This window comes from Kitasatospora sp. NPDC057692 (assembly GCF_042799475.1).
Lineage (GTDB): Bacteria > Actinomycetota > Actinomycetes > Streptomycetales > Streptomycetaceae > Kitasatospora.
Genome location: NZ_JBHVIV010000040.1, coordinates 62,502 through 74,982, shown reverse-complemented (window position 1 = coordinate 74,982; position 12,481 = coordinate 62,502). Strand labels below are relative to the sequence as shown.

At 70.6% G+C, this 12,481-nt stretch carries 7 protein-coding genes; 3 read left to right on the top strand and 4 right to left on the bottom strand.

The features are described from left to right. Positions 1 to 1,543 precede the first annotated feature (1,543 nt). Entirely contained in the window at positions 1,544 to 2,098 is a 555-nt protein-coding gene (locus ACFVFS_RS22575) for a hypothetical protein (RefSeq protein ID WP_380626399.1), read from the top strand. A gap of 3,829 nt (positions 2,099 to 5,927) precedes the next feature. Here the strand turns inward: ACFVFS_RS22575 and ACFVFS_RS22570 are convergent. The 4 genes from ACFVFS_RS22570 to ACFVFS_RS22555 all read right to left on the bottom strand — a co-directional run bounded on the left by ACFVFS_RS22570 (position 5,928) and on the right by ACFVFS_RS22555 (position 9,765). After that, a complete protein-coding gene (locus ACFVFS_RS22570; protein WP_380626398.1) occupies positions 5,928 to 6,749 on the bottom strand; it encodes a hypothetical protein in 822 nt (273 codons plus the stop codon). Beyond that, complete coding sequence (locus ACFVFS_RS22565) at positions 6,746 to 7,183, bottom strand: hypothetical protein (protein ID WP_380626397.1); 438 nt, start codon at positions 7,181 to 7,183, stop codon at positions 6,746 to 6,748. Before ACFVFS_RS22565 ends, ACFVFS_RS22570 begins: the two co-directional genes overlap by 4 nt. Positions 7,184 to 7,500: 317 nt before the next feature. Then, positions 7,501 to 9,420: an AAA family ATPase gene (locus ACFVFS_RS22560; protein WP_380626396.1), complete on the bottom strand. Its 1,920-nt coding sequence runs from the start codon at positions 9,418 to 9,420 to the stop codon at positions 7,501 to 7,503. Positions 9,421 to 9,579: 159 nt separating this feature from the next. Then, a complete protein-coding gene (locus ACFVFS_RS22555; RefSeq protein ID WP_380626395.1) occupies positions 9,580 to 9,765 on the bottom strand; it encodes a hypothetical protein in 186 nt (61 codons plus the stop codon). Between the two features lie 277 nt (positions 9,766 to 10,042). Here ACFVFS_RS22555 and ACFVFS_RS22550 point away from each other — a divergent pair, with 277 nt between their 5' ends. After that, positions 10,043 to 10,864, top strand: coding sequence for a hypothetical protein (locus ACFVFS_RS22550; protein WP_380626394.1), 822 nt, complete (start codon positions 10,043 to 10,045; stop codon positions 10,862 to 10,864). Positions 10,865 to 11,049: 185 nt separating this feature from the next. Next, a complete protein-coding gene (locus ACFVFS_RS22545; protein ID WP_380626393.1) occupies positions 11,050 to 12,429 on the top strand; it encodes an RNA-binding domain-containing protein in 1,380 nt (459 codons plus the stop codon). The last annotated feature ends 52 nt before the right edge of the window (positions 12,430 to 12,481 follow it).

Sequence of the window (12,481 nt, the reverse complement as noted above, 5' to 3'; positions counted from 1 at the left end):
GGCCCTAAAGGGCCTTGCCCCCGGCCTGGCGGCCGGGGCGCCGCTGACGCGGCGTCAGCCGGGGGTGCCGGCTACGCCGTCACCATGCGTGGCGTGGCCTCGGCTACGCCTCGGCGGGCGGGTGGGTGGTTGGGGGAATTCGCCGGTGGCGAATTCGCGGGCGCGTGCAGGTGATTGGTGGCGGGCGTTCGGCGTCGCTGCGCTCCGCCCTGTCGGGTGGCATTGTGCCGGGCCTGCGGCCCGTCAATCGGTCGGGTTTCCCGCCTTGTTGGGTTGGTGTTTTCACGGCCCTACGGGCCGATTGGCTGACAGGGTTTCCCGGGCTGCGCCCGGGGGTGGCCGTTGACGATGTGACGCGGAATTCAGGTAGCGGCCCATCCCTCCGGACAGGCGGGGGTGCCGGCCGGGGCCTGCGGCCCTCGGCGTTGACGATGTGACGCGGACTTCGGGTATCAGTCACAACCCCACCCCCGGGGGCCCTCCCCCGATCCCGGCCGATGGCCGTTCCAGCCTTGCGGTTGCTGGGCTGTCGGCCCATCCGCCGCACCCGGAGCGGGGCCTGCGGCCCCCAGGAGGCACCGGTGGGCCTCCGGTCCAGCTCGGGCCTCCCCGCCCCGGTGACGAGCCCTCACCGACGCCCCGCACGATGGTGGCTGACCGGCCCTCAATCACAGACTCCCGGCCGAAATCCGAAGCGAATCCGCGGGTGTTTTCCACGGCTTCCCAGCAGCTCTATCCTACCGGTTCCCTGACGGGTGTCAGAGGAGAACAGGCAACCTCGCAGCGACCGCCCATCAAGGCTCTATCCGGCCGCACTCAAGGCGGGAATTCGAATTCCTTCGCGCTCCCTTTTTGGCGGCAATTCGAACCCTCTCAGGGCGCAGCGTCAATGAATCGCATTCAGGTACCTGGGAAAGGGGCCTACGGCCCCCGCCTCCGACACGGCGACCGCCCTTTCAGGCCGCCCTGAAAATCCCGCCCGGCGTCACCCTGGCAATTCCCGGGACGGCAACACCAAACCGAACACCGGACCAGGACGGCGGCCAGGACGGCCGCGGGCACAACGGGGCACCCTGGCCCGCCCGAGACAGGTGGGCGCTTCAACCGCTTCAACCAGTCTGGTTGAAGCGGTTGAAGCGCCCACCCCTCCGGCAGCCAGGACGGGCACGAGCACGGCGGCCGCGCAGCCGAGACGCGCCCAGCCGGACGGCCTGACGGCCGACCAGGACGGCAGCTAGGCCCCCTTGGGCCGGGGCGCGGCGCCGGGCGACGCGGGCGGGCCATCGAGGCCGGCCAACCGGCGCCACCCGGTGCAACACGAGGTGCAACACGCCCACCCGCCCCCGCCACCGGCCACATAACACCAGGTCAGACCCGCAACACGGCCCCGCGTTGCACCCCACCACAACACCGCATCGCACCCCCGCACCGCACCCCCACTGTCCCGTCTCATCGAAGCGTGAGCAGTTCTCAGCGAACCTTGACGCCCTGCCGTTAGTCTCAGCGAAGCTTGACCGCGGCTGCGCAAGAAAGGGGGACAGCGTTGAAGACGCTGGTGGAAGAGACCGTCGTAGAGGCGCTTCACACCGGAGGAGATGAGGTGGCGCGCCTGTTCGTCGCCGCCTGCACCGAACGGATGGCTCCCCTGTTCATCGGCCTGCGGGCCGGCGAGCCGGAACGCGGAGCCGACGTGGACTTCTTCGTGCAGTCCACAGGTGAGCTCTGGTTCACCGACCGCTCACTGTCCGACGCCGCCGATCGTGCAGGACAGCTGGATCGGTTCCCCGAGCTGCAGCCGGTCGAGGACGGGATCACCGGCATCGTCGACACGTACACGTTCTTCGCCGGCCTCGTCCTGCGGTACGGCCTGCTGGCCAACGGCACCGGGGACGTGGATCACGCGCTGTCGTGCGGCCATGCGGCGCTCACCGCAATGGGCATGTTGGATCAAAACGTCGGGGGCAACGCCTTTCGTTCCGACGAGCAACGGCTCCAGTCCCTCTCGGTGTCTGGCGACGCTGCCGGTCTGTGGGACGCGAGCGTGACAGCTGGCCGGGAGCGATTCCGCGCGGTACTGAGCCGTACCTCGGGCCAGTGATCAACCTTCGCCGAGACGGAAGGGCATCCGTCTAGCTTCGCTGAGACGCCGTCAAAGTTCGATGAGACGGGTCACCCACCACCGGCCACCCAGCCGCCGAACACCACCACCAGGACCAGCCCGCCCGACAAGGCCGGCCTTCCCGGCAGCCGCCGCCCCGGCCGTCGGGACTCGCTTGATGGGTGGGGCCGGTGCTGACAGGCCGTCCCTGGGCCCTTTCTCCCCGGCCGCCGGTTAGGCCGTAACCACCCCCGCGCAGACCGGGAGGTCTGCCGTTCCGTCTCCAGTGCTGGACACCCCGGTACCCGCCCCACCCACACCGCACCCTAGAAGCCCCCACCGACACATACCCCCGGCAAGGAACAGCAGCCCGGACCGGCCCAGCACCAGCCGGCCGTACCGCGCGGGCCCAAAACAGCAGCCCGGACAGCCGACACCTGGCGGTCGGCGGCACCCGGCAGCACTCCGCCCGAGCAGCACCTGCGGCCCCACCCAGCACCCTGCCGCACCCCCACCACACACAGGGGAACAGGGACATCCGCCCACGTCACAACACGCGACACCACCCCATCGCGACAGGCAACGCGACAGCACCGGACGACGCCTCAGACGGCCACCAGAACCGCACCGGGACGGCCGAGCCTGGCCTACACCACCAGAGCCACCCCCGGGGCGGCCTGACAGCCAACCACCCAGCGAAGGGCACAGCGGCAGGCCCAGGATGACCGGGTCAGCCTCAGAAGCTCATAGTGGCCAGTCGCTGGCCTCCTGCCGGGCGATGTCACACCCTGCGGCGTGCCCCCAGTTCCGCCCGCACTCGCTGCAGCGCGGGAGCGGCCGGTCGTCGTCAGGGTCCAGGTACTCATCCCACTCGCCCTCATCCATGCCACGGCCAACGACCAGAACGACGAAAGGTGCCCGCCTGACGCCAAACAGCGGCCCCGGCAAACAGGCAAGCGGGGCGCAGCGAGGCGGGCACGAGAACGGCCACCAGGAACGGCGGGAAGGACGAGCACGGCCTGGACGGCGGCGGCCGAGCAGGGGGCGCAGCAGACCCAGGACGACGGCACAGCGACGCGGGCAAGGCAGCGCGACGGGACCGGGACCGGCGGCGGCAGGCACCCGGACGGGGCGCGGCCCGGACGGCGGACCCGGGACGGCGGCGCAGCCAGGCCGGGCACGGGGCAGCGAGCCGGACAGGGCGCAGCGAAACGGGCACGGCCACCAGGGACGGCGAGCCCGGCCTGGACGAAACCGAACACCAACCCCCCGCCACCACCCCACCCAGCAATTCCAACCCGAATTCACACCACCACCCGGCGGCCAATCCACTAAAACAACCAGGAGGAATATCCGGCGAAATTCACCCCCGAAAACAACCCACAACACCGGGCTGACCCCCGAGCGGGGACCGATCCGACCCCCAACCCCGCCCACCACCACACAAAGTCACCAAACCCCGACCTGCGCCAACCCCGACCACACCCCCAACAAGCACAACCAAAGGTCTAGACAACCACGTATAAGAGGCCACTTCACGCCCACACCAGCCAACAGGTCACACCCTGCGGCCCCTCGCCGGGTAGAGCTTGGCGTGCAGCACGTGGTCCTCCCACCACGGATCGTCCGGAGCGGACACCAGCGCGGCCAATCAGCTCGCGCCTGGTCGGGACCGGCAGCATCAGCGGGCCCAAGCCCTTCGCGGCGCGGGCCTGTACACACTCAGGGCACTCCAACCGGCCCGGCCCGGCCTTCTCCCGCAGCTCCAGCTTCGAGCCCTCCTTCCCGCCGATCGAGCCCCGGCACGACCAGCACGGGCGCAGCGCGGCGTTCGCGGCCCGGGCGGCCTCCAGATGTTCCTCGGCCTCCCGTTCCAGGCGTTCCTCGCGGTCCTGGTGGCAGGGCCAGCAGCGGCCACCCAGGCAGCGGACCGCACGACCGCGGACGGCGGGACGGCCAGGAGACGGCCGGGGAACGGCCAGGACGCGCAAACGGAACAGCTGCACGGCAACGGCGACCGCACGCGGCCCAGTGCAGGCATGAGGACGGCCGGGCGAAGACCGCGACGGCCAAGGAGGACGGAGGCACGACGGCAGCGCGCAGCCGGGACGGAGACGGCGGCCGGACGGCGGAGCAGCAACGGTCCGGCCCCGCCCTCGTCCCGGCCGGCCGGCGACTACCAGCTGCGGCGCAGCCCAGGGACGGCGGCCCAGCAGAACCGGGCCAGCCAAGCAGCCGAAACCGTACGACAGCGGACGGGAGGGAGTGAGCGGCGGCGCCTTCGGCCTCCCGTCCGCCGGCCGAGACGGCGACCGGACGGGACGGCGGCCGGGTGGAGCACAGCGGATGAGCACCACCGGGCCAGCGCGGCGGACGGCGGCGACGCCAAAATCACAGCCGACGAGACGCGCGACGGCCAGGACGGGCAGGCGACGGCCCGCGACTACCGGGTGGCGGCATGGGTGGGCAAGCGGGACGGCACCCCGGCAGCCGCAGCCGACGGCTACGCCGGGACCGTACGACAGCGGGCGACAGGTTGGCGCCGAGCAGCGGCACCAGCTGCACAGCAACGACGACCGGACGCGGTCCAGTGCGGGCAGGAGGACGGCCAGGCATGAACGGCGACGGCGGGACCGTACAGCAGCAGCCGGACCGCGGCCGAAACGAACGGCGGACCGTCCAGCGGCCGGGACAGCGGAGCAGCCACGGCCCGAACCCGCCCTAGCTCCGGCCAGCCGCAGAGCGACCGGTGCTCACCGACAGGCGGCCACCATCCCTGCACAGCGCTCGACCACGGCGAGCTCGTGCTCCTGACGACACAACCCGGGCGCAGGCTGGCACTGGCCGGCCGGCCGGGTCCGGGACGACGGCGGGCAACAGGCGGAGACGTACGGGCCGGGCGAGCACGGCGAGCGGCAGCGCCTCCGGCCTCCGCCAGTCGGCCGCGACGGCAGCCAGGTGGAGCGCAGCAGGTGGGCATCACCGGCCAGCCCAGCGGACAGCAGCCGATGTCGACGGTCCCGTACGACAGCCGGACCGCAGCCGCGGCCGGACGGAGCGGCCAGCGGCCGAGCGACGGGAGCGGGAAACGGCGACCAGACCGGGACGGGCCGGCGAAGGCACAACGGCAACGGCCGGACCGGGACGGCGGCACCGGGGCCGACGGCCTGGTCGACGAGGAAGGCGACGAGCAGACCCCGGGGACCGGGACAGCGGCCGGGCAGGACGTCGGACGACGCCCGGACACCGAACAGTTCGCCGTACTGCACGGGCGCGAGCACCTGCTCGACACCGGCCCGATCCACACCGCCTTCGTCACCAACGCCCGCACCCCCACCAAGACCCGCCGGGCGGCGACTACCGGGTCGCGGCCGCCGGGGCCTCGGACAGCTGGCGGACCGTACGACAGCGGACGGCGGCAGGCCGACGGTCGGGGCGGCGCAGCGCCCCCGCGCGAAGCGGCCCGGCGCGCGCCGGACGGACGGAAGCGGCGGCGGCGGACGGCGGCGGAGCCGGCCTGTCCGGTGATCCGGTCGAGCGTCGCGACGAAGACCCGGTCAAAGACCTGCCGCTTCCACGGCTCCACTCGGTGCTGGGAGATCTGCCCGGTGGCGCCCAGGGCGCCGACCGCCTGGCCGAGCCAGACGATGTGTCCCTGGCGTCCGTCACGAGGTACAAGCCCGGGAAGAACGCTGTGACGCGGTGGCGCGCGACCAGAACGGCGGGCCCTCGCTGAACCCGCCCAGGGCGCGCGTGAACACGCTGGAGCAGCGGTCCGGGCGCGAGCACCTCCAGGACGACAATCGGGGTGCCCGAGGGCTGGAGTGCTTCAGTCGGGCTGCGGCTCTCGCCCGAGGGCAACAGTGGTCCGGCGCCATCCATGGCCGGCAGACCACCGCAGCACGTCCGCCCCGCTCTCGATGATCACCGACAGCCACACCGAGGTGATCCGCTCGTCCGCCTGCAGAGGAAGCGAAGGGGTGCCCTCGGTCATGGCCCGCGCAACGTCGTACCGGCTGCCGGTGTCCAGGTGGAAGAACAGATGCCGGCCTGGTGCGCCCGAGCGGGCCAGCTTGTCGGCGTGGGCCTGCTCCCGAGGAAGATCGAGCGCCGCCCTCAGCGTCCGGGCGACGTGATCGGGGTCTCCGGCCGGCCGTCCCAGCGCGTCGGAGGAATAGCCCATCTGCACCCACCCTGCCGGCCCGCCGGGAATCACCTCGGCCACCAGCACGCCCGCGACCGCCAGCGCGTGTACGACCGGATGGGGCTCGTCGTCGAACCGGACACCGTCCCAGCGGCCGGTCCGCGTGATGCCGTCGGCCTCCAGCGCCAGCAGCCACTCAGCCAGGCGCTTCCTGAGCGGGTCGGCCTTCTCGGTTGAGTCGATCATGAGAGCCCAGCACGAGGCGAGGCCGGGGATCGTGGCACCGTTTTTCGGCCCCCGCTTGTCCCAGTGCCCAGAGTCCCTCTTCGCGGCCTCGTCAGCCAGGGTGGTGACCTCCAGCGCCTCGCGCACCTCTCCGCGCAGCACCCAGAAGTCGTGGGCACCCTGACGGCCCTTCTCGTCCCACGGCTCCACCACCACTGCCTCACCGTCCGCGAGGAAGACCGCCTCGACGATTCTCGCCGCGAGGACTTCGGCCGGCTTCATTCGGTCTCCGGAGTGACGAGACCGTCGAGGTCGGTGTCGACGGAGGGCGTGTGCTCACGCACGAGGGCCATGAACTCCGGGTCGTCCCGGAGCGAGCCGTCGGGGATGCGCTGGGCCCGGTCGTCGGGGAAGCCGGGCTGGCCACGCCAGTGGTCGGCGATGTCGACGAGCTCGTTCCAGTCGGCGACGATGCGCCCGGCCAGGAGGTCGGCCTCGGGGCCGCGGGCGTCCTCGTGGTCCAGGAGGCTGTGCACCAGGGACATGGCGAGGTAGCCGACCGCGGTCTGCAGGGCGGCCGCGATGCGGTGGGCCTCAGTGCCGGACACGCCTGCGTTGCAGGCCACCGTGGTGCGGTCGATGACGTAGTCCTCGACGAGCTCGACGTCCTCGGACATGGGCAGCCGGCGTGCAACGGGGCCCTGAGTGGTCGTCATTTACCGAGCTTATCGCCCTTGCGTCCGATCGAGAGCCGGCGCAAGAAGTAGTCCCCGCCAGGAACCCGGTGAACCTTTGCGGTCAGAGCGTCACCGCCGGACCCGGCGGGGTGATGACCGAGGAAGCCGGCTGCGTCACCGGCGAGCTGACCGTCGTTACCACCGCCTTCCCGAACGGGCAGGCCTGGGTCGCCGTCCAGTACACCGGCGCCGACGAGTGGTACACCCTCACCGGCACCCCCGCCCCGCTACCCGACCACTGCTCCCTCGCCGAATACCACCAGCGCGTCCTCGCCGCCGGGCGAAGGGCTCGGCGGTCAGAGCAGGGAGTTGAGCCGGCCGAAGAGGGCGGTGGCCCTGGTGACGGTGGCCTCCCCGATATCACTGGTGAGATGGGCTTGTTCGCGGAGCAGGGTGGCTGCGGGCCTGTAGTGATTGAAGTTGCCGCCGGCGATGCCGCGTTCCTTGAAGAGCTTTTCGATCTGCCGGACGATCCGCGGGTCGCGGCTGTTCAGTTCCGCTGCCGTGATGGGCGCGTTCAGCTCGTCGGCGTAGGCGCGGTTGACCAGGCCGAGGTAGAAGTCGGGCTCGAAGAGGTCCTCGACGTCGGCGTCGCCCGCGGTGGTGAACTCGCTGATCTGGACGAGGCCGTTGCGGGCGAGCTGGTTGTTGTCGCGCAGGCGTTGGACCGCGCCGACGTCCTTGGTGCTGGAGTCGACGAGGACGGCGACGTTGAGCTTGTTGGCCCCGAGGAGAGCGACAAAGGTGGACAGCTTGCCGGAGCCTCCGATGGGCGTCTTGACCCATCGCGGGTCCAGGCCCCTGCCGCCGAGGGCCTCCACAACGTCCGTGAGGACATCGAGGTAGATGAGGTCGCTCGGCCCTTCGAGCAGCAGGGTGTTCTCCCCGATAAACAGGGTCTGAGTCATTTCGATGCCCATGGCGGTGAGCAACGGGAAGACGGTGTCCTCGTCGGCTTTGAAGATGTCGGAGGAGACCCTGGCGCCGCGTTCGAGGTCGACGACGGTGCGGACACGGTTGAGGTGGGCGGGGTCGACCAGGAAGGGCGAGTGGGTGGTGTAGATGACCTGGTGCTTGGGGGCGAGGCGCTCGTCGATCAGGCGCAGCAGGTCTTCCTGGGCGCGGCCGTGGAGGGAGAGGCCGGGTTCGTCGAGGAGCAGGATGAGGTCGCTGGTGGCGGCTTCCTCGAGGTCGTTGAAGTAGGCGAGGAAGGAGAAGAACCAGACGAAGCCGCGGGAGCGCTCGTCGAAGGAGACGGAGGCACGGTGGCGGCTGTTGTAGACGCGTACCTGGAGGATCGGCCCCTCGTTGAGGGGCACGGGCGCGCCGTGCTCGGGTTGGAGGACTTCGAGGCGGACGTCCAGTTCTTTGTTCTGGGACCAGTAGTCGAAGACCTCGTCGGAGATGGCGTTGCCGGCGTTCTCCAGCTCGCGGACCAGGCGCTCGTGCTGCGTGCGGTCGTTGAACTCCTCCGGTCGGACCCCGGCCATGTCGAGGAGGCTGAGGAGGGCATGCTCGCCGCGGGTGAGCTGGTCGGCGTCGCGGCGGCGGATGAGGTCGGGGATGGAGACCTTGCCTGGCATCGAGTCGTACTCGGCGAAGTAGACGAACTTCGGCATCCACGCGTTGGCGTAGGTGTCGATGAGGTGGAGGGCCAGGCGTTGGTCGCGCCAGCCTCGGATGCGCTCGGCGAGGGCGGTGGTGCCGGATGTCGGTTCGTCGAGTTCGTCCAGCGCCGTGAGAAGGCCGGCTATGGTCGTGGTTCCGTGCAGGGCTTGCTCGGCGACCGACGGGAGGTCAAGCCCGGAGCGCAGGTGCTCGACCACGGCCGCCTCGTCGTAGGAGAGGTCGAAGGTCTTGCCGGCCTTGCGGTAGCCGATGGTGACGGTGAACTCCGGGCTGGTCAGGCCGCCGGAACCGAGTTCGGCGCGGACGGTGTTCATCTCGTCCTCGCTGAAACGGAACGTCGCGCGGACCACGGGGACCATCTGCCCCTCGGGCAGCCGCTTGCGGTCCCGGTGCTTGCGGGCGGGGAAGTCGATGACCTCGTCGAAACCGACACTGTCCACGGGGTTCAGGCGGAACATCGCCTGCAGCAGGGTCGTCTTCCCGGACTCGTTCTTCCCGACGAGGCACGTGACGTCTTGCTCCACGTCGAAGCGTTCGGAGTCCTCCACCGACCGGTAGTCGGTGACGCGGACGTTGACCAGATCCATACGCAGGTCCTTCCCTAGAGAACCGCCGGACTCCAGCGGGAGTCTGCACCGCCCAGGGGATCGGGGCGAGCCGTATCGAGGAGGGTAGCGGCCGCATCCGACAAACTCGGACGGATTATCCGCAGAGCATCAAATCCGTCGGCCTGTCAGTCCTGGCAGTCAGGACCAACTGCGCCGTACGACCAGCCAGACGGGCCGGTCCTGCTCGGTGCCGCGCAGCGCAACGGCCGCGGTGCGGGTGCGCTCCAGCCAGCTCATGACCTGGCGCACCGTGGCGGGGTCGACGTGGCGGGTGAGGTCGCGGACGGCCTGGTGGTCGGCACCCCGACCTCCGGCGCCCGCCACACACCGTCCGGCCGCACCCTGCGCCTGCCGCCGGGCAGCAGGAACTCGGTCTCCGTCGACCAGGACCGCACCGTCCCCACCCCGCCCGCAGCCCCCGGCCCGCTGCCCCCGAAAACGAACGCGAGCACGGTCTCGTTCACCGCCATCGCGTGCTGCGCACCGGAGCGACCCGCGCCCCGAGCGGTGCCCCCCACCTCCGAACGGGGCAGGCCAAGCACCTGCCCGGGGTGTGTGCAGAGGTCTTATGGTCAGGAGACAGGGCCGCTAGCCTCCATCCATGTCGGAGCACACGGAGTGGGAAGCACGGCTCGGCCGGATGAAGCAGGCCCTCGAGGTCTGGCTAGAGCGCACGAGCGGCGACGACGGCGGTCCACCCCGGATCGAACCGGGGAGCAGCTTGGCCGGGGACGACCGGTTGTTCTTGGGGCATCCGGTGTCGAGTGTGGCGTGGCACGGGCTGCTCACGGCGGTGGAGCATCTGGACTTCGCGTTGTCGGCGATGGCTGCGACCCAAACGCTGTACCCGTCGGCGTATTTCACGGCGTTGCGGGCCGGTCTGCTGGGCGCCTCGCAGGCGGTGTGGGTGCTCGCGCCGGCTAGCCGGAAGGAGCGGCAGCTGCGGGCCTTGGAGGCGGCAACAACGAACTACGACGAGCAGCGGAAGGCGTACGGGGCGGTCCCGACCTCTACCCCAGAGGCGCAGGCGGTGGTCGCGGACGCACGAGCCCGGTTGGACAGGCGGCTCGATGAAGTTGCTGCGGCCGCGGTGGCGCTGGGGGTGGATCCGGCCAAGGCCCGGAACCTCAAGGTCAACGCGACGAGGGTTATCGAGCTGGCGGCGGCGCAGGCGGTGCCGGGCAAGGTGGAGCAGGCGTATGCCATGTTCCTGTGGCGCACTGCCAGCGGTCATGTCCACGGGCACCCGTACACCCGGCTCCTGCAGCTACGGTCGGCCACCGTCGTCGAGGACCCCGACGGACGGCTCTGGGCCCGCCCCACCACCAACGCCGTAGAGATCGGCACCGCCGCGTCCGCCGTCTTCATGATCACGAACAAGGCGTGGGCTCTGTACGACCAGCGCCGGGTCAACCAGCGCTGACCCGGAAGCACGGCGGGTCAGCGGGCAGGGCGGTCTGGGTTGTGGTCACGTGGCCGTCCCGGTCCACAGGCCAGCGGTGAAGCTATCCGCCACAGGGGTGGGGGTGGGGGTGGGGGTGGGGGTACCGCTGACCAGAGCCAGGCTGGCCTCCGTCGCCGTCCCAAAGAGACGGTAAGGTCCCCGCCATGGTGATGCGCTCTCGGAGGCTGGAAGACCTGCTCGGCGGCCGACTTAATGACCTCAGGTACCAGGATATCGCTGAGCTGGTGGGCAACGCGGATGCCGCGGAGGGGGAGGACCTGGACTACAAGCAGGCCCACTACGCCACTGACGAGAGGGGGAAAGAGGAGCTGGCCAAGGACATGGCGGCATTCGCCAACCACACCGGCGGGCTCCTGATCCTCGGCATGGCCGAGGCCAAGGGCGTCCCCAACAAGGTCATGGACGTCGACCTGGACGACCGCCACTTCCGGCACATCCGCCAGGTGATCGCCGCCAACACCGCACCGCCCGTCCCCTACGAGCCCATCGCCGTGCCCAATCCGGACAGCCCAGGTAACGGCTTCCTCCTCATCGCGATACCTCGCAGTCCCCTGGGTCCGCACGCCGTGACCGCGCCGCCGACCAGGCAGTCCAAGGACGTCCTGCGCTACCCGCGCCGCGGCGGTAGCGGAACCGAGTGGCTCACTGAGACCGCCGTCGCCACCTCCTACCGCGCACGGTTCTCGGCGGCGGCGCAGCGAGACCAGCGCGTCACCGAGGTCGAAGAGGACCTCGCCGGCGCCATCGCCGACCGCACCGAGCCCCACCTCATCGTGACCCTGGTCCCCGAGATCGCAGGGGAGATGACGATCGACTCCGCCCGCTTCGCCCAGTACAAGGACCAGCTCCTCGCCACGGAGTTCTACCTTGGACAAGGCCATCGGCTCTTCGGCGACGTCGCCGTCGGAGCCCGACGCCTGATCGTCCAGGAGACCAGAGGTGCCGCCCGGGCGGAGTTCCACCGGGACGGCAGCGCGGCGATCGTACTCCCGCTCCATCGGCATCTCTCGGTGCCGAACGGCGACGAACCGAACTGGCTGCAGTACGTCGAACCAGGCGACATCGTCTACCAGTTGCTGTGCGCCCTGCCGTTCCTCGCCGGCCACGCCCGGGACCGGGCCGCCGCCAGCGGGACAGCCCAGGTCAAAGCCACAGTGGTGGACGACATGGCCAGTCACCCGTGCCAGAGGCTGAATGCCAACCCGCGCCCCTCTCGTCCACTGCCCCTGACCGTCGACTTCCTGCACCCCGTGACAAGCCAGCGGATGCCGACAAGCACGCAGCCTTGCGGTTTCGCCTACTCCGAAGCCACCGTGTTCCTGGACGACGTCGCCGACCACGGCGTCGGCCTGGCACAGGCGACCGCCGCTCTGGCGGACGAACTGCTCCACGCCTTCGGCCTTCCGGAGAACCAGGTGATCACCCGCGACGGACACCTCAACACCGGTTCGTTCACCGCCCGCAACCGCGGCGCCGTGGCCCGATGGGCAGCCCAGCAGCCCCTCATCAGCGCAGCGGAGTAGCGCCGGGTTCACCGAACCGAAGGCGTCGGCCACCAGGTGGTGGCCGACGCCT

Bases quoted from the DNA above. Each gene is read 5' to 3' on its own strand.
- ACFVFS_RS22545 (WP_380626393.1), top strand. From the start codon at position 11,050: ATGGTGATGCGCTCTCGGAGGCTGGAAGACCTGCTCGGCGGCCGACTT.
- ACFVFS_RS22570 (WP_380626398.1), bottom strand. From the start codon at position 6,749: ATGAAGCCGGCCGAAGTCCTCGCGGCGAGAATCGTCGAGGCGGTCTTC.
- ACFVFS_RS22565 (WP_380626397.1), bottom strand. From the start codon at position 7,183: ATGACGACCACTCAGGGCCCCGTTGCACGCCGGCTGCCCATGTCCGAG.
- ACFVFS_RS22560 (WP_380626396.1), bottom strand. From the start codon at position 9,420: ATGGATCTGGTCAACGTCCGCGTCACCGACTACCGGTCGGTGGAGGAC.
- ACFVFS_RS22550 (WP_380626394.1), top strand. From the start codon at position 10,043: ATGTCGGAGCACACGGAGTGGGAAGCACGGCTCGGCCGGATGAAGCAG.